19 protein-coding genes are annotated in these 18479 nt (G+C 38.3%); 5 read left to right on the top strand and 14 right to left on the bottom strand.

All coding sequences use genetic code 11. The features are described from left to right. The first annotated feature begins 25 nt into the window (after positions 1-25). On the top strand, positions 26-556 hold the full coding sequence (locus tag ACQKEV_RS05290) for a CotY/CotZ family spore coat protein (protein WP_427444028.1): 531 nt from the start codon (positions 26-28) through the stop codon (positions 554-556). Between the two features lie 427 nt (positions 557-983). Here the strand turns inward: ACQKEV_RS05290 and ACQKEV_RS05285 are convergent, their stop codons facing one another. From ACQKEV_RS05285 to mgtE, 3 genes are all read right to left on the bottom strand, one after another. After that, a complete protein-coding gene (locus tag ACQKEV_RS05285; protein WP_427457749.1) occupies positions 984-1352 on the bottom strand; it encodes a hypothetical protein in 369 nt (122 codons plus the stop codon). 42 nt (positions 1353-1394) lie between these two features. Continuing rightward, a complete protein-coding gene (gene fabI, locus ACQKEV_RS05280) occupies positions 1395-2165 on the bottom strand; it encodes an enoyl-ACP reductase FabI (RefSeq protein WP_424472927.1) in 771 nt (256 codons plus the stop codon). 259 nt (positions 2166-2424) lie between these two features. Beyond that, positions 2425-3798, bottom strand: a complete 1374-nt coding sequence (mgtE, locus tag ACQKEV_RS05275; protein ID WP_427444024.1) for a magnesium transporter — start codon at positions 3796-3798, stop codon at positions 2425-2427. Between the two features lie 99 nt (positions 3799-3897). On the opposite strand from mgtE, the gene prpE reads away from it, so the two are divergent. Then, positions 3898-4641, top strand: a complete 744-nt coding sequence (gene prpE, locus ACQKEV_RS05270) for a bis(5'-nucleosyl)-tetraphosphatase PrpE (protein ID WP_427444836.1) — start codon at positions 3898-3900, stop codon at positions 4639-4641. Here the strand turns inward: prpE and ACQKEV_RS05265 are convergent. Genes ACQKEV_RS05265 through ACQKEV_RS05250 form a run of 4 tightly spaced genes read right to left on the bottom strand, consistent with a single transcriptional unit; the run spans position 4638 to position 7412 of the window. Further along, positions 4638-5510 (bottom strand): RluA family pseudouridine synthase, encoded by an 873-nt coding sequence (locus tag ACQKEV_RS05265; RefSeq protein WP_427444022.1) that lies wholly within the window; start codon positions 5508-5510, stop codon positions 4638-4640. The genes prpE and ACQKEV_RS05265 overlap by 4 nt on opposite strands. Continuing rightward, a complete protein-coding gene (locus ACQKEV_RS05260) occupies positions 5503-6303 on the bottom strand; it encodes an NAD kinase (protein ID WP_427444020.1) in 801 nt (266 codons plus the stop codon). The genes ACQKEV_RS05265 and ACQKEV_RS05260 overlap by 8 nt, the downstream gene beginning before the upstream one ends. Next, entirely contained in the window at positions 6300-6980 is a 681-nt protein-coding gene (locus ACQKEV_RS05255; protein ID WP_269925657.1) for a GTP pyrophosphokinase, read from the bottom strand. The genes ACQKEV_RS05260 and ACQKEV_RS05255 overlap by 4 nt, the downstream gene beginning before the upstream one ends. Before the next feature lie 45 nt (positions 6981-7025). Continuing rightward, a complete protein-coding gene (locus ACQKEV_RS05250) occupies positions 7026-7412 on the bottom strand; it encodes a hypothetical protein (RefSeq protein WP_427444018.1) in 387 nt (128 codons plus the stop codon). A gap of 109 nt (positions 7413-7521) precedes the next feature. Here ACQKEV_RS05250 and ACQKEV_RS05245 point away from each other — a divergent pair, with 109 nt between their 5' ends. From ACQKEV_RS05245 to ACQKEV_RS05235, 3 genes are all read left to right on the top strand, one after another. Next, positions 7522-8094: a CYTH domain-containing protein gene (locus ACQKEV_RS05245; protein WP_427444016.1), complete on the top strand. Its 573-nt coding sequence runs from the start codon at positions 7522-7524 to the stop codon at positions 8092-8094. A 155-nt stretch (positions 8095-8249) separates the two neighbouring features. Then, entirely contained in the window at positions 8250-8648 is a 399-nt protein-coding gene (locus ACQKEV_RS05240; protein ID WP_427444014.1) for a globin, read from the top strand. Continuing rightward, a complete protein-coding gene (locus ACQKEV_RS05235; protein WP_427444012.1) occupies positions 8645-9457 on the top strand; it encodes a ClpXP adapter SpxH family protein in 813 nt (270 codons plus the stop codon). Before ACQKEV_RS05240 ends, ACQKEV_RS05235 begins: the two co-directional genes overlap by 4 nt. Positions 9458-10210: 753 nt before the next feature. On the opposite strand, the gene pepF is transcribed toward ACQKEV_RS05235, so the two are convergent. The 7 genes from pepF to ACQKEV_RS05200 form a co-directional block, all read right to left on the bottom strand. Further along, positions 10211-12028 (bottom strand): oligoendopeptidase F, encoded by a 1818-nt coding sequence (gene pepF, locus ACQKEV_RS05230; RefSeq protein ID WP_427444010.1) that lies wholly within the window; start codon positions 12026-12028, stop codon positions 10211-10213. Positions 12029-12092: 64 nt separating this feature from the next. Beyond that, positions 12093-13235 carry a competence protein CoiA gene (locus ACQKEV_RS05225; RefSeq protein WP_427444834.1) on the bottom strand — a complete coding sequence of 381 codons (1143 nt, stop codon included), beginning with the start codon at positions 13233-13235 and terminating at the stop codon, positions 12093-12095. 137 nt (positions 13236-13372) lie between these two features. After that, positions 13373-14041 (bottom strand): adaptor protein MecA, encoded by a 669-nt coding sequence (gene mecA / locus ACQKEV_RS05220; RefSeq protein WP_427444008.1) that lies wholly within the window; start codon positions 14039-14041, stop codon positions 13373-13375. Between the two features lie 266 nt (positions 14042-14307). Continuing rightward, positions 14308-14703 carry a transcriptional regulator SpxA gene (spxA, locus tag ACQKEV_RS05215; RefSeq protein ID WP_162920212.1) on the bottom strand — a complete coding sequence of 132 codons (396 nt, stop codon included), beginning with the start codon at positions 14701-14703 and terminating at the stop codon, positions 14308-14310. Positions 14704-15115: 412 nt separating this feature from the next. Then, positions 15116-16327, bottom strand: a complete 1212-nt coding sequence (locus ACQKEV_RS05210; protein WP_427444006.1) for a putative glycoside hydrolase — start codon at positions 16325-16327, stop codon at positions 15116-15118. A 141-nt stretch (positions 16328-16468) separates the two neighbouring features. After that, complete coding sequence (locus ACQKEV_RS05205) at positions 16469-17410, bottom strand: ABC transporter ATP-binding protein (RefSeq protein ID WP_269925666.1); 942 nt, start codon at positions 17408-17410, stop codon at positions 16469-16471. Beyond that, positions 17410-18465 carry an ABC transporter ATP-binding protein gene (locus ACQKEV_RS05200; protein ID WP_427444004.1) on the bottom strand — a complete coding sequence of 352 codons (1056 nt, stop codon included), beginning with the start codon at positions 18463-18465 and terminating at the stop codon, positions 17410-17412. Before ACQKEV_RS05200 ends, ACQKEV_RS05205 begins: the two co-directional genes overlap by 1 nt. Positions 18466-18479 lie beyond the last annotated feature (14 nt).

The raw sequence follows: 18479 nt of genomic DNA, 5'->3' as shown, positions 1-18479 counted from the left end.
CTGAAAGAGAGCGAGGTGAAAAAAAATGGGATGTGGGCGTAACTTGGAATCATCATCATCATCCGTTCATAGCATCAAAAAGAAAGATCATTGCATTTGTGATGTAGTTCGTGCAATTAAAGACATTCAAGATCAAGCAACGGACAACGACTGTCCGGTATGTCCAACGAATTGCTTCTTGGAACCACTTGGTGGATTAGTAAGTCCTTCTCGTCATCAAGCTGATACTCGCGTATTCATGCTTTTGACGAAAGATGGTACACCTTTCAAAGCTTTCTTCCGCGATACTGATCGCAAAGACTGTGATTGCTTCTCTGTATTCTTCCGTGTAGAAGAAATATTCGATGGTTGCTGTGCAACGCTTCGAGTATTGGAGCCTTTGGATTATCATCACAAAGAAGTAGACCTGTTAAATGACTGTGGTGACAAATTAGATTTACGTAAAATCTGTAAAGTGCGTGATTTCCGACTTTCAAGCAGCTGTATTACCGTAGACTTGAATTGCTTCTGTGGCATTGAATGTGTGGCAGACGTATTCTTAGGTGTTTGTGAATAATTAATAAACACGTCAAGCGTGCAGTGTCTAATTAGCCCGACTTCCTTTAATTAGGAAGCCGGGCTTAGTTTTTGTATATCGTCAGATTGTGTAAAATGCTGAAATTCATTCTTGTTTCAAGTGAAAATAAAAAGTCTGGTATGAAGCATCAGGTGAACGAGTAATCGTAGGCTTAGACATGATAAAGTGAAGCAATGGAATTAGGAGGAAATTGGATAGTTGTAACGAAATCACGAGAGTTGCAACAATAACTGGATAAGTTGCAACAAAAACCGGACAAGTTGCAACAATAACTGAAAAAGTTGCAACTAAATATCATTTTCTCTTTCTCACCATCAATTTGCAGTAAGTGGAAGTATGATTTCACGTTTTTGAGTCAAAAAAAAACATCCATTATGTTAACATGGATGTTTTCATTAGTGACTATTCAGAGTCGCACTGGGAGTATTTTTCCTCCCCACCAAATCTCTTTAATTTCGTTAATCTCAAGTGCCGTAACCACTTCTCCAGCTGATTTAATGAGGACACTTTCTGGATGCAGTAGGTCAACGACTCCGCAAATTTTTTCACCATCATGTAGTTGAAAACAAAGAGGTTTATACACATACTTTGCAAAATCTGTCGTCAGAAAGCGCAGCCTTTGCCACATTAACGGATCAACTTCGACTTTGGTTTCGACAGCTTTCACTTCTGGCTCTGGGAAGATTGAAGTACTTTCTTCTTGCCAACGAGACACCTTTCGAACATACCGATAGACTGGCGGACCTTGGACAAAAAGGAGCGGATCATTTTCCAATGAAATATACACACCCTTTTTGAAATAGCTTATGCAGCCGGTTTACAAAATGTGAAAACCACTGTCACAGTGGATGGTTTCCCCAGTGATACCACGGGATAGCTGACTAAATAAAAATAGTGCCGTATCTCCGACTTCTTCTGGCGTCGTATTGCGGCGAAGAGGTGCACGCTCTTCGATTTCTTTCAACACACTGTTAAAATCACTTACGCCTTTAGCAGACAATGTACGGATTGGGCCAGCTGAGATGGCATTGACACGGATGTTGTATCTTCCAAGATCCGCAGCTAAGTAACGAACAGACATATCCAAGGATGCTTTGGCAACACCCATGATGTTGTAATTTGGTACAACTTTTTCTCCGCCTAAATAAGTTAGAGTGACAATACTTCCGCCTTCTGTCATTAATGGCTTCACAGCTTTCGCTACAACTGTTAATGAGAAAGCACTTATATTATGTGCAAGTAAAAATCCTTCACGAGAAGTATCTGAGAAATTGCCCGCCAACTCTTCTGTTTTTGCAAAAGCGATACAGTGAGCTAAACCGTCAACTTTGCCTACTGTTTCTCCGATCGTTGCAAAGCATTTTTCCACATCTTCGTCATTCGTTACGTCACAAGGAAGAACAAGCTCATGTTTCCCTTCCAATGTTGCCACTAAATCACGAACCGGTTTCTCGAATCGTTCACCCGCATACGTGAAAATAATATTCGCTCCCGCTTTATCCAAAGACTGTGCGATTCCCCAAGCGATACTGCGTTTATTTGCTACACCCATGATGACAAATGTTTTTCCTTGTAATGACAAAGACATAAAAAATCCCCCTATTATTCTCATTTATTAATACCTGGTACTAATAATACATCACAAAAAAAGAAAGTGCAAAAAAAGATTATGAAACTAGCAATTTACGGAGTCGATATATGGGTTTTTTTATTCGAGGTTTGCGGGGTACTTTTCGCGCTCCGGTGATTTCAATTCGCGTCCACCACCATTCTATTCACGTTTCGATTTTACTCATAATAAAAAACCAGGACCTCACTTCAACATGAGGTCCTGGCTTATTATCAATTTATAGTTGTGTAAGGAACATACTCGCCAATCCTAGATAGATTAAGATACTAATAATGTCGTTGAGTGTCGTAATAAAAGGTCCTGACGCAACTGCGGGGTCGATATTCATTCGGTGAATAAGCAACGGAATAAACGATCCAGACAAGGTCGCCACAAAGATGGAGCCAAAAATGGCAGCTCCAACTAATAATCCAAGTAATAAATCATGTTGACTGAAAAACACAATGCCTACGCCAATAGCGGCACATACAACTCCCGTAATAAGACCCGTGCCGGCTTCACGCATCAGCAATTTCATTTTACTTTGTTCGGCAATATCACCTGTCGCAATCCCTCGAACAGCTACTGCAAGTGCTTGTGTTCCACTGTTCCCTGCCATTCCGGCAATTAACGGGATAAATACGGCTAAAATCGCAACTTGATCAAGCGTTTCTTCAAAAATCCCCATCAAGTTGGCAGTTAGCATTCCTAAAAATAATAAAATAATGAGCCAAGGCAATCTTTTTTTAGCTGCTGTTAATGGCCCTTTATCAAAGGTATCCATTTCTGATACGGCAGCCAATTTAGAGTAATCATCATTTGCTTCTTCTTCAAGAACATCTAAAATATCATCAACTGTGATAATTCCCAGTAAATGATTTTGAAAATCCACTACCGGAACTGCTAGGAAGTCATAGTCTTTAATCATTCTAGCGACTTCTTCCTGGTCTTCGCTTACTGATACACTGACAACACGTTCATTTCGAATGGAACGTATAAGCGTGTCTTCTTCGGCAATAATTAAATCACGTAAAGAAACAACTCCTGTGAGCTGGTGATTATCATTCACGACGAAAAGGTAATAAATCGTTTCTGCTTCCGGTGCAGCATTTCGCAAAATCGTCATCGCAGAGCGACAAGTCGAATTTTCGGGTATTGCTACATATTCAGTCGTCATAATTGATCCGGCAGTGTACTCTTCATAATGAAGTAAATCTTTAATTTCCTGTGCCGACTCGTCATCCATGATCGTCAAATAGCTAGCCACTTGATCTTTGCCCAGTTCATTTAAAACGTCTACAGCATTATCGGCATACATTTCGGATAACATATCCGCTGCATACGTATTGTCCATTTCTTTCAGAAAAGGTTCGTACTCATCGTCGTCGAGTTCAATTGACTGGAATATTTCAGCCATTTCTTTTGGAGAGAGATACTGATAGATAATTTGCCTGCTGTCAGGTCCTACCTTTTCAAAAAATTGTGCCTGATCATACGGATGAAGCGCTAAAAATTCTTCTCTGAATTCATCCACTTGATGGTCCGTCAGAAATGCCAGTAATTGTTCGGCATCAAGTTGATGTTCTTCGTTATTTTTACGCTCTTCTGTCATGTATGCCCCCTCCTTTCTTATGTTTTACTTTTCTACTTTCCCCATTGTATGGGTTACACTGAGTGTATAGCAAACTATATTTTTATAGAGGTGAATGAATTGTCGTACGACATTATTGGTGATATACATGGTTGTTATGATGAACTAAATGACTTAATTGCAAAACTTGGCTATCAGAAACAGAATGGACAATTCGTTCATCCACTCGGACGCAAGCTCGCTTTTGTCGGGGATGCTACAGATCGAGGACCAAAGTCATTAGCAGTTCTGGAATTATTGTTTTCATTGCACGATAAAAAACAGTTAATTTATTGCCCGGGAAATCATTGCAACAAACTATATCGATATTTTAAAGGAAATAAAGTACAAATAACTCATGGTCTTGAGACAACTGTTGAAGAATTTAAGCAGTTACCTAAGGACAAGCAAGAATTTTTCAGAAAGCATTATATTGCTTTTTACGAAGCTCTACCAATTTATCAGCAGCTGGACAATGATCAGCTGCTGATCGCTCACGCTGGTATTCGGGAAGAAATGATTGGTAAACCGATACACAAACGTATTATTGACTTTACATTATACGGAGATATCACAGGTAAAACACTCGCTGATGGGCGTCCTGAACGGCGAGACTGGGCTAAGCATTATAAAGGTTCGGCATTTATCGTATATGGTCACACACCAACATTTGAAGCTCGCTTCAAAAATCGAACAGTCAATATTGACACTGGATGTGTTTTTGGAGGGAAATTATCTGCATTAAGATACCCCGAAATGGAAGTCGTTTCCGTACCATCACTACAACCTTTTGTAGAAGAAAAATTCCATGTATACGAACACTAACTAAGTAGCTTTTTCATATCTGCGGGCAAAGGGCTTGTAATGGTCAACATTTCCCCTGTTAATGGGTGTTTGATTTCAACAGATGCACAATGCAGTGCCTGTCGCTTGATTAAATCTAGTTTCCCACCGTATAGATCATCACCCATAATGGGATGCCCGATATGAGCCAAATGGACACGGATTTGGTGCGTTCTTCCTGTGTGCAACAAACATCTTACATGAGAAAAATGAAAATCTTGTCGAATTATGCTGATGTCAGTATGAGCAAAAAGTCCGTCTTCCCTTACTTCTCTTTCGATTATGCTGTCTCCTTTACGTCCAATCGGTTCGATGATTTCTTGAAACGGTTTCTCGATTTTTCCGTGAACAATTGCCTCATATGTTTTATTCATCACATGACCATGATTCATGATGTGATGAATGTGTCGATTTTTCACTAAACAAACTAAGCCGGATGTATCTTTGTCGAGACGAGTTAAAATATGAACCGTCGAAGGAATCGACATTTCTTCGTAATAATGGGCAATATAATTTGCTAAGGTATTGGATGGATGTTCCCTTGAAGGAATTGTGCTTTGACCTGGTGGTTTATTAACAATCAATAGAACATCATCTTCATAAACGATGTCCAGCGGTCCTTTTTGGCGTATCAGCCCTTCACTAACTTCTTCATAAGGAAAAAGAACGGTCACAACATCTCCCACTGAGAGAGGATGTCTGACCGTTTTTTCTTGTCCATTTACAAGTAAGCATCCTCCGTCGAATTTTATCGACGTTAAGCTACGTTTAGATATTCCCCATTTACCCAGGGCTTCACGAAGTAAAATCGGCTCTGTTGCGTTAAATACTAAATGAAATTGTTTATACATCGCTGTCGATAAATGAATCGTGAACGCGTTTCCAGAATGGGAAAGGTCTGAAACGTGCAAAACGCACTTTTTCTTTTGCGACACGATATTGAATGGATTTTACGTCTTTATGAAGCAGTTGCAAATGATCGATTGTCACCATAAAATCAACTGCTTTAACTGGCTTTAACACACATGTATGATGTGACGGCAATACTAAAGGTGCGCCGACAGTACGGAAGACCCGATTGTTTATGGATGCCATTTCTGTCAGTTGCATTGCTTCTAAGGATGGGTGGATAATTGCTCCACCAAGAGCTTTGTTATAGGCTGTACTTCCTGAAGGTGTAGACATACAAAGACCATCGCCACGGAATCGTTCAAAATGACTGTCATTTAATTCGACGTCCATCACCAATGTCACGTCAGGAGATTTAATGGTACTTTCGTTTAAAGCCAAATAAACGCTTTGTTCATCAGTATTGCGATAATTGATTGTCGCTTCTAGCAAAGGATACTGGATTACTTCAAATTCTTTTTTTGCAATTGAAATGACCAATTTTTCAATTTCGGCTGGTTTCCAATCTGCATAAAACCCTAAGTGGCCGGTATGAATCCCTACAAATGCTACTGTGGACAACTGTTCCCGATAGCGATGGAAAGCATGCAATAAAGTACCATCGCCACCAATAGATATCACGATATCTGGTGATTCGTCATCCCACACCAGTCCAAAATCCGACAAGTAGGTTTTTGCACTGTCCATCAGTTCGTTTGAGTGTGCATCATTCCTTGATTGAATGGCAAATTTCATGAACGTTTCGACCTACTTTCTGCAGAGTTCGCTGGGAAATTTGCATTTCCACTCTCTTTATATTCACTAAAGTATTTTTGTGCCTCTTGAATTTCATCACGAATCAACGACATTTCTTCATCTAATCGAAATGCTGCTTCAGCCGCACTTTGCAAACGATTTTTTATTTCTTCAGGAAATAATCCTTTATATTTATAGTTTAATGAATGCTCAATGGATGCCCAGAAATTCATTGCCAACGTACGAATTTGAATTTCCACTAGGATCTGAATTTTCCCATGGATGGTCTGAACGGGATATTCGACAATCATGTGATACGAACGGTATCCACTCGGTTTTTCGTGAGAAATATAGTCACGTTCTTCAATTACTTTTATATCGTGGCGATCACGCAGTAACTCAACCACCGTTTCTATATCATCTACGAATTGACACATAATGCGTAATCCTGCAATATCCTGCAGTTCATGAACCAGTATTGAAGAAGGTTCGAAAGCGATTCCTTTTTCTAGTGTTTTATCATAAATACTTGCCAGTGGTTTTACACGACCAGTAACAAATTCAATTGGCGAGTTTGTATTTTCAATTTCATACTGTGTCCGCATACCCTTTAATTTTATCTTCAATTCATCTACCGCTTGTTTATACGGTTCTAAAAAACGCTCCCATTGTCCCATGACCAGTCCCCCTTGCCATTGCTATCAACGTGTGTTTACTAATTTTTAATTTGCTGCAAGCTGTTCTTTAAATGCTTCTTCAACCGCATTTGCAAATTCTTCACCATAGTTGTGATTACCTTCGATATTAAAAATAAGCATGGTTAATTCTTCCCTGAAATTCTCAAGCACAATCTCCGTCTGCCCCCAAGCCAACACAGGCTCAAGCTCTGCTCCAAGTGAAACAGCCATTAATGGCCATACTGTTTTTGGAAATTGCACATATGTATACCCTTCGCCATCATTAATCAAGTAGACGAATGCATTTTCATCTGTATCAGTTATTAATTGTCCCGCAGCTGTTACTTCATGATTGGTTGGCACTTCTTGTAATAAAAAACGGATGTCGTTTTCATTTTGCACACCGCTGTCGACAGTATAAGTTTTACGCAAAATAAGCTCTTCCTTTCAATCTTTACTTACCTCATATTTTATCATAGCTTCCCATATGTTGCAGTTTGCAATTTTTTCAGGATAATAAGTAAGAAGGTGGTGTATCCCAATGTCCATTCAAAAAGAAATAGAATTTAAAAACTTGTTGGAAAAAGAAGAGTTTCATACTTTATGCAGTGAATTTGGCGTATCTGAGGAAGACTTCCATATACAGACCAACACATACTTTGACACAAAGGATTATCAGTTACGTGATGCTTTCATGGGATTTAGATTACGAGTACTTGAACAACGCAATGAATTGACCTTAAAGGCTCCAGGAGAAAATCAACATACCATGATTGAAACTACCCGACTGATCAATGAATACGAACGAGATGAAATTTTACAGAACGGCTTTATCAAGCCACGAGACTATTACGAATTCCTTTCATTACCGGAAGTTTTGTTCTCATTCGGATCCCTTCGCACATGTCGCGTGGAGATACCGTATCAAAAAGGCTTGCTCGTCCTGGATCGTTCTGATTATTTGGGAGAGACAGATTACGAAGTTGAATTTGAGGTTACGGATTACGAAACTGGCCAACAAAGTTTTAATGAAATGCTTCTAACATATGGAATTCCTGTCCGTAAAACACCAAAAAAAATTGCACGGTTCATGAAAGCTGCTCAACAAAAATAAAATTTAAGAGAAGTAGTACAATTTGTACATTAACCAATTCTAGGTGCAATCACGAATCTGAGATCAGATGGAAGAATTACCAAAATCGATTTGTTTGAGAAATATCCGTGAGGTTGATAGAATGGGAATACAGCGAAAGCAAAGGAGTTTATATAATGACCCGAAAACCTATTATTCCTTATGAGGAAATTGGTCCGGATAAATTGTCGCAACTTGTTGATGCATTTTACGAGAGAGTCGCGGCACACCCAAAGCTTAAGCCTATATTTCCAGATGATTTGACGGAAACCGCTCGTAAACAAAAACAATTTCTGACTCAATATTTAGGCGGACCTAACATTTATTCACAAGAACACGGACACCCAATGTTACGTGCTAGACATATGCCTTTCCCTATTACACCCACTAGAGCACAAGCCTGGCTTGAATGTATGCATGAAGCAATGGATGAAGTGGAGTTAGAAGGAAAAATCCGCGACGACTTTTATCATCGCCTTGTACTAACGGCTCATCATATGACGAACCGGCCAGATCAAGAGGAGGAAATCGTGTGAATAACTTGCAGATTCCGCCCGAAGCGATAGTTTCTACGAGTTCAACAAAGCCAATTGAGCTTTATGCATTTATTGACCCACTATGCTCTTCATGCTTTGATTTACAGCCGATTTTACGGAAATTACAAGTCGAATATGAACAATATTTCACGTTACGTGTCGTTCTGAGTACGAAGCTCTCTACATTGAATTCAACCTGTACTGATGATTCTTTGGATGCTGATGATTTTACTCACCCTGCACTTCCTTCTGTAGCCATTAAAGCTGCAGAACTTCAAGGAAAACGAGCAGGAGTACGATACCTACAAAAGCTTCAGGAACAGTTTTTCCTGGACACTAAAAACGTGGCTTCCTTCTCAAACCTTTTGGCTATTGCGGAAGAAGCACAGTTAGATGTAGAAGAATTTAAGTCTGATTTACAGTCAAAAGAAGCTACTCGTGCCTTTCAATGCGATCTTCACATCACTCGTGAAATGGAGGTCAATGAGTCGCCTAGTATGGTATTTTTTAATGAACATATTGAAGACGAAGGCCTGAAAGTATGTGGTGTGTATTCTTACGAAGTATACGAGCAAATTCTTGCAGAAATGTTGGATATTAAACTCAGCCGACAAGAACCACCCACACTTGATGAACTTTTTCAACGCTACCATACGCTATCTACCAAAGAAATCGCATCTATTTATGGTGTGACCAATTATGCTGCTGAGCGAGAGTTAAAGAAACGGACTTTGCTGCAACAGTTGGAACGCATTCCTTTGGCTGATACGAATCAATGGAGACTGAAATCCTATATGCACAAAGTATAACTTTCTTACTTTAATAGCCCCCCATGCGATAGAAACTCTCGCGTGAGGGGCTTTTGTGCGATTATAAGTAGTCATTGTGAGTGGATTTTATGTAAAACATCGATTTTTTGGATTTTGGTTGCAACTTTTTCAGATATTGTTGCAACTTTTACTGTTTTTGTTGCAACTTTCTACCTTATTGTTGCAACTTTCTAGATTTCGTTGCAACTATCCAATTTCCTCCTAATTCCATTGTTTCACTCCATAAAAATGATAAAAGCTCACTTATCTTGTTTCGAGTAATGGAGCATAACTGCGACGAGTAACCGCAGGAGCATCATTGCGACGAGTAACCGCAGGAGCCAAAACAGCACAGACTCCAGCGAGAAAAGCGAAGTGTCGAAACCCACTCGAACGATCAATTCGAATTCGAAAGCTCGCGAATAACGTAGCTGTTTTGAGGAATATTAACCTCATCATAGTTTGTTCTAAAAAATAAAGAACCGCCTTTCCATTTCTGGAGAGACGGTTCTTTTCACAAAGGGGATGGGAGAAATGTTCACGTTCAAACAAAGGGGTGTATGTTTGTATGTGATTTATTTCACATCTAAACGATATCATGACATAACGAATAAATCAATCTTTCACAATCTTTTTCACAAAATCGTCATAAGGTAAGCGCTTCCAGGATAATCATCAGAAATTCCAGGTTTTCTCACATTATATTAATATAATTAAAAGACCTCCACTAAAGAAAAATGGAGGTCGAAATTATTATTTTAATAATAGACTTTCAAGTTCTGCAAGCTTCTCTTCAAACACTTTACAAGCTTCTTCAATCGGTGCAGCAGATGTCATATCTACTCCAGCTTTCTTCAGCACTTCAATCGGTGTATCTGAACAACCTGCTTTTAGGAATTGGTTGATATAGCGATCAACTGCTGGTTGGCCTTCAGATAGAATTTGATTACTCAAAGCTACTGCAGCACTGTAACCTGTTGAATATTGATAAACATAATAGTTGTAATAGAAGTGAGGGATACGAGCCCATTCAAGACCGATTTCTTCATCCACTACCAAATCATCACCAAAATATTTTTTATTCAAGTCATAATAAACTTCAGTCAGTCTATCAGCTGTCAGTGCTTCCCCATCTTGATTCATTTTGTGAATTAAATGCTCAAATTCAGCGAACATTGTTTGACGGAATACAGTTCCACGGAAACCTTCCAACCAATAGTTCAATAAATAAATGCGTTTTTGCTCATCATCAATTGTCTTTAACATATATTCATTCAGCAATGCTTCATTGCATGTAGATGCAACTTCAGCAACGAAAATCGAATAGTCCCCGTAAACAAATGGTTGATTTGCACGTGAATAATAACTGTGCAGACTATGACCGAATTCATGTGACAATGTGAATAGATTATTCACATTATCTTGCCAGTTCATCAACACATATGGATTTGTTCCATATGCCCCAGAAGAATATGCTCCTGAACGTTTTCCTTTGTTCTCGACTACATCCACCCAGCGGTCTTCTAATCCCTTTTTAGCGATGGATACATACTCTTCACCTAGAGGTGCAAAGCTATTAAGCATGATTTCTTTTGCTTCTTCATAAGGAATCTCCATTTTCGCTTCTTTAACTAGTGGAGTGTAAAGATCCCACATATGCAATTCATCCACACATAATACTTTCTTACGTAAAGAGACGTAGCGTTGCAATAAGTGTAAGTTTTTATTTACTGTATTGACCAAATTATCATAAACTTGCTCAGGAATGTGATTATCAGACATTGCCGCATGTCGGGCAGAATCATAATTACGGATTCGGGCATTCACGTTATCACGCTTAACATTACCTGCTAATGTTGAGGCAAATGTGTTACGAAACTTCCCGTATGTCCCGTACATTGCACGGAATGCATCTTCACGTACACGACGGTCTCCACTTTCAAGTAAACGGCTGTAGCGGCCATGAGTCAATTCCAGGTCTTCTCCGTTTTCATCCTTAATTGTTGGGAATTCTAAATCGGCATTGTTCAACATCCCAAACGTTTCCGAAGATGCATTTGCAACTTCAGAAAGTTGAGCAAGCAAAGCTTCCTGTTCAGCTGGCAAAACATGTGGACGCATTTCGTTTATTTCTTTCAATACTTGCTTGTACAATTGCAAGCCTTCATGTTCCTCAAGATAGTTTTTAACTTTGTCTTCTTCTAAAGCCAAAAGTTCTGGAGTCATAAATGATAAACCTGTTGATACTTTTACAAGCAATGTTTTAATTCGGCTATCCATCGCTTGGTAATGGCTATTTGTAGTGTCTTGATCATATCTCATGTGAGAGTATGTGTATAAACGATAGATTCGCTCCAAGACTTCATCTTTATAGGTAAAAGCATTGAAAAGAGCTTCTGCCCCATTAATGAACGTCCCTTTATATGAATCTGCCTTTCCAGCAAGTTCACTTACTTCTTTGTATTCACTTTCCCATGCCTCATCACTTGAAAAAATATCTTCAAGCTTCCATGTTAATTCAGTTGGTACTTCACTGCGTGATAAAATTTTGTTTTTTGTTTCTGTTGTCATTTCCGTTCCCCCTTAAATCGATTTAATAGAAAAATCGAATAACTTCTATATTTTCTCAATTTTCCTAACGTTTTGCAACTATAAACCTATGAAAATGTTCGAATAAATATGATTCATTTACTAATTGTTGCAATACTAATTCAGTAAGATTGTAATTAATAAGTTGCAGCAGTTGACAGTATTTCTGAACAACATCAATCGCAAGTCTTAAATCTAGTATTTTGCATTGCTCCCTCAGAAAAGATTCAATCATACTTTCACTAACACTAGCCAAATCTACTTGCTGTTTTGATAGCCAACAAATTAACGCCAACTGCCATTCGGTTGAATGATGATGAAATACTTGTGATTCAGCTATGGGAAAGCCAATATACTTTGGCAAATTTTCAGGAAGAATACGTTGAATATAGCAATCATTTAAGAACTTATCCTTTGCTCCGAATTTGCTTGAAAAGATTCGATTGGTTAAAAATTTTAATCGTTTATGTTGATAAATTCTCCAATATTGCTTTTGTTCGTTCTCTGTAAGTGGCTTTACACGTGCAAAAGCAAAAGTTTGTTCCTCAATTGGTAAGGTGCAAATCTTGGATATAAACGATGTACCGCTGATATGAACAAGTTGGCTGAAATAAATAAATTGACAAGTGGATGGATTGTAAGTAATTAATGTGGGATTGGATGAGGAATCCATCATAATAAAAGATTGCTCAAACTTTGATAATTTGATTAAAGTAACTCCACTTGTATTAAAATTATGTGGTGAACGGAGTATCCAAACAGTAGGGATTTTTATTCGCCTATAACCAATATTTCTTTTTTCAATATTCTCAGTTGGAATGACACTACATTGAAATTCGATGGCAAATAATTTCTTGTTTTTTCGTATTAATAAATCTGGGCGTTGGGAAATCTTAGGAAGGAACGCTTCAACCTCTACTTTGTAGCCAATCCGTTTAAAGAACTCGGCCAGCTGTTGTTTCCCAATTAAATGTGGGGGGGATTCTCTTTCAGAAAAAGAAGTAAAGCAATCGGTCAAAACGATATGCGCGAAATGGGGAGTAACGACTTTACCAATTTTCAAGCGTAGGGGGTTTCCGCATTGGGGGCATGCAAATTGGCTTGTAGATCGCAAATGTTCCAGGTGTTCTCTCGTCATTTGTCTTTCCAAAGTGAATAATTTTTCATTGTCTTTTTTTGCTGTAAGTATATATACTCCTCCTTTTCCTCATTTTACGAATATTTAGACAGATTAGCAAATTAGAAAAGTATAATATATGTATACACATATGACCTTACGTAACGCGAGGAAATGAACAAAAAAAACCTCCCCGTTAAGGGAGGCGTTTAACTGAAATATTTTATTATTTGTTCAAATACTTCATCAGCCATTATTTCTTTACCGTACTCTTGCATACGGTGAACCGTCACGGTTGAACCGGTCGTATATTCAGAAATTATGCTGACCATATTTTCGATTTCTTCGTCATTCATTAACTCGGCATCTGCTTTTACGTATAAGTAGTAACGTTCTTTATAAGCGAATAAAGACGTTGTTACATACGAAGGCAAATCAATACGCTTTGCTAATGGAATCAAATCTTCAAAGTCACTCACTAAAAAAGTGAATTCACTTTGAGGTTCATTTGAATCAGTAAAAAGACCACCATATTCATCATAAGATTGCGGGTCTGACGAACTATCAGACATATTCGAAAAGTATTGACCCTTATCATCCATTTCAAATGGAGAGTCTACTTTCTTCCCATCACGATTAATTTGTGCCCGAGTTACTGTCACTTCAAGTCCTTTATCCATAGCATGAACTTGAATCCATAATGGACCTTCGACTTCAAAGTCCGATTCATCATTAATTTCATCCATCATTTCCCAAAAGAGCTCTTCGCTTTTATCTCGATTAAACCAAATTTCGTCTCGGCTGAAGCCTCTTTTTTCAATGTCGATGTATGAAATGTAGAATTTGACTGTGTTTTCATTAATGCGTTCGATATCCATTTTACACATCTCCCTTCGATCGCTTTTAAAGGGATTCCCCTTTTTTCAGCAACACTTCAAGCCGCTTACCGATACAGTGTCTGTTTCTATTGTATGACGGTCCAGAGGAAAATGAAAAGGATATGCTTCTACTCTGGAAAAATACAATTTATTAGCATTGTAGTAGAGCGCGCTAAGAATGGCAAGCTGAAAAATGCAAAATGACTGACGATTTCTTCTCAATTAAAATTAAAAGAAGAATTCATCAGTCAATTTTCAATAAAAATTTAGTTAACCATTCGTTGAGCTTCAAGTAATTGATAAGCTCGAACTTTACGAGGTAAAAAACGACGAATTTCATCTTCGTTATAACCTACTTGCAAGCGTTTTTCATCCAGAATAATCGGACGGCGAAGTAGCCCTGGATGTTCTTGAATTAATTCATATAAACGTTGTAAAGGTAAGCTCTCCACATCAACATTTAATTTTTGGAATATTTTAGAACGAGTTGAAATGATCTCATCTGTACCATCTTCAGTCATTCGAAGAATTTCTTTAATTTCGCTAATACTTAGCGGTTCCGAAAAGATGTTACGCTCAGTATATGGAATGTCATGCTCTTCTAACCATGCTTTCGCTTTTCGACATGATGTACAGCTAGGAGAAGTAAACAATGTAACCATCATAGGAACACTTCCTTTCAAATGTGTAAACAAGTTCGAGTATATTGTAACAACTTTTAATTTAGAATTACTTTAATATAGGTTACTAAAATTTATTATACACCATTTTTGACCTTTTTAATATAGATTCTGAAGAAAAAGTCAAGTAATTTAAAATGGGTTCACATTTTGTTAATAATATGTAGATACTGCGTGCATTGGTTCATTTTCTTATGCTACACATATAAACTATACCCGCATCTTTACTGTTTTAAACACTCCATTTTCTCACCATTTTCAATTCTCATTTAGAAAATGAAAATGACAATATGTTTTTGTTCTATATTAAATAATACGTTTAAAACACCCAAAAGGTTTCATTTTTCAAAAAAAAAAAAAAATCCCCTTTCAATCGAAAGAGAATTTTTTTGTATTAAGGTGTGTAATCAACACCTGGCGAATATCGATTGCCTGCATTCCACAGTAAATATTCTTTGATTCCTGCTTCACTTAATGCGCGTATTTGTGCTTCTACTTCCTCAGCACCGTATTTTTGGTAATTACCTGCTCCCAAATAAGATGCTGTGAAATCTTGCAACCATGGACGTGAGATTGGTGGAGTTTTAAGTTTGCCCAAAGTTGCATTTTCTGCTTTTGCATATTCCTGAACAAGTTTGTATGGTTCTAAATCTGGCTTGGCAATGCCGAAATAAGAAGTCCAGTGACTTGGATAAATCATTGATGAAATAACATCAACATTTTCGGATATTTTTCCGAAATTCTGGCCAATTCCTGGAGCTTCAGGTAATGTAGCAGCATATCCGAAGATATCCACGGAAACTTTAACATCATAAGGTTTCAATTGTTCACGTGCATATGCGACAAAATCTGTAACCGCCTGTACTCGTTTCTGTATAGCGTCGTCCTTAGAAGTTGCATAGTCACCTTGACCATATTTAAGTGTCTCTGAACGCGTTTCAAAGCCTTCTGGGAAGCGCACATAATCAAACTGAATTTCTTGAAAGCCCATTTTGGCTGCTTCAATCGCGATTGCGACATTATGATCCCAAACTTCTTTCATGAAAGGGTTCACAAATGACTCTCCACGTCCATTTTTCCAAACTTCTGTCCCTTCTACAAAGGACAGTTCAGGCTTCGCGTTAGCAAGCTTCGAATCTTTGAAAACCACTACACGGGCAATTGGATATACTTGTTTCTCTTCCAAAATCTTTAACATAGCTTTTGGATCCTTCATATACGGGTTTCCAATATTCAATGCTTTCAAAGGTGAATCATCAGCTGGCACAAAAGTAAGATCACCAAAATCATCTTTAATATCAATAACCATGGCATTCAATTCGGTGGAATCCATTAATTTTATTAATTCGTTAAAACGAGCACCACCTGCTGAATGTCCAGTTACATACACCCCTCGAATTGCATCTGGATAGGTGAACTTGAGTCCTGAATCATATCTGAATAATTTGGAAGCGGCAATCAATTCTTCTTCGACTTCCGTAAAGCCATATGTACGTTCCGTAAAGTCTTTATTATGTATTTCGTTTTCTGCAAGCACTGCAGTAGGAGTAGGCATTAATAATGCTGCAACTAAAGCACTTGTTGCTACGTATTTATTTATTGTCATAATTTGTACTTCCTTTCTATTCTCTACCATTTTAACAAGTATACATAGGCTTTTAAAGGTTCATTTGTCTTATATGAATCAAAAAAGCCATTCCTTTTGGAGGAATGGCTCATTTCATTTTCACTATATAGTACAGATACTTTAAACGCGTGCAGCAGAAGTTAATTTTAACGACTCGAATTCACGTTCTGAACAGAATACAAAGTGTCCTGGTGTAACTTCACGCATCGCGATTTCTTCGCCATCTTGGTAATTATGAGAAGCTGGGTCATATGATTTACGTACACGTGTGCGCTCATAATTAGGATCTGGAAGTGGAATTGCCGATAACAATGATTGAGTGTATGGGTGTAATGGATTCTTGTACAACTCATCTGCAGGCGCCAATTCAACTAATTTCCCGAAATACATAACTCCGATACGGTCTGAAATGTATTTAACCATCGACAAATCATGTGCGATAAATAAATACGTCAATCCTTTTTCTTCTTGCAATTCTTTTAACAAGTTAACTACTTGAGCTTGGATGGAAACATCAAGAGCAGAAATTGGTTCATCAGCAATAATGAACTCAGGATCTACTGCAAGCGCACGTGCAATACCAAGACGTTGACGTTGTCCACCTGAGAATTCATGTGGATAACGGTTAGCATGTTCTTTATTAAGACCAACTGTCTCAAGAAGCTCATGAACACGATCTTTGCGCTCTTTTGCATTTTTTGTTAAGCCATGAATATCCAAACCTTCAGCAATAATATCCAGTACTTTCATACGTGGGTTTAAAGATGCGTATGGATCTTGGAATATCATTTGCATTTTACGGTTAAAGATTTTCAAATCCGACTTAGATTTCTTTCCATGAACATTAACTCCATCGAAAATAACTTCGCCGTCTGTTGCATTATATAGGCGGATGATTGAACGGCCAGTTGTAGATTTACCACAACCTGACTCTCCAACCAGTCCAAGAGTTTCACCTTTGTAAATATCGAAGCTAATGTCGTCTACTGCACGCACTTCATTAGCTTTGCCTTCATTGAAATATTGTTTTAAGTTTCTAATTTCGAGCAATTTTTCAGCCATCAGCGCGCAACTCCTTCATAGTATCGACTTCCCGGGAATTTCTTCATGCGCTCCACAATAGCAGCTGGCGGTTCGACTTGAGGTGCATCCGGATGTAATAACCAAGTTGCAGCGTAGTGTGTATCACTAACTTGGAAAACGGGTGGAGCTTGTTCTAAATCGATTGCAAGTGCAAAGTCACTACGAAGTGCAAATGCATCTCCTTTAGGAGGATCCAACAAATCAGGAGGCGTCCCTGGAATAGCATATAATTTCTCATCCGCTGAATCCAAAGACGGCATTGAACTTAATAATCCCCAAGTATAAGGATGTTGTGGGTTATAGAAGATTTCATCCACTGTACCCGTTTCGACAATGCGCCCACCATACATGACAGCTACACGATCCGCCACGTTTGCCACAACGCCCAAGTCATGTGTAATGAAGATGATCGATGTATCGATTTTCTTTTGTAGGTCTTTCATCAATTCAAGAATTTGAGCTTGAATCGTAACATCAAGAGCTGTTGTTGGCTCATCCGCAATCAAAATCTGAGGGTTACATGCAAGAGCAATTGCAATAACAATACGTTGGCGTTGACCACCTGAGAATTGGTGAGGATATTGCTTAATACGCAATTCCGGTTTAGGCATACCAACCATACGTAATAAATCTATGGCAATTTTTTTTGCTTCTGTTTTCCCTACTTTTTGGTGCTTTAACAATGGTTCCGTAATTTGACGGCCGATTGTCATTGTAGGGTTAAGAGAAGTCATTGGATCTTGGAAGATCATTGAAATATCTTTACCACGGATTTTTTGCATTTCTTTATCTGAAAGCTTCGTTAAATCTTTGCCGTTGAACAAGATTTGTCCACTTTTGAATTCTGAACTTGATTCTGGTAAAAGACGCATAATCGCTTTTGTAGTTACAGATTTCCCTGAACCAGACTCACCAACAATTGCCAGCGTTTCCCCTTTTTGCAAATCAAAGTTTACACCACGGATGGCTTTAACTTCACCTGCAAAAGTGTGGAAGGAAAGCTGAAGGTCTTTAACTTCTAAGATTTTTTCCATTGTCGCTTTCCTCC

This window comes from Paenisporosarcina sp. NPDC076907, assembly GCF_050269735.1.
Lineage (GTDB): Bacteria > Bacillota > Bacilli > Bacillales_A > Planococcaceae > Paenisporosarcina.
The sequence above is the reverse complement of the archived record's forward strand: the minus strand, read 5'-3'. Positions and strand labels throughout refer to the sequence as shown.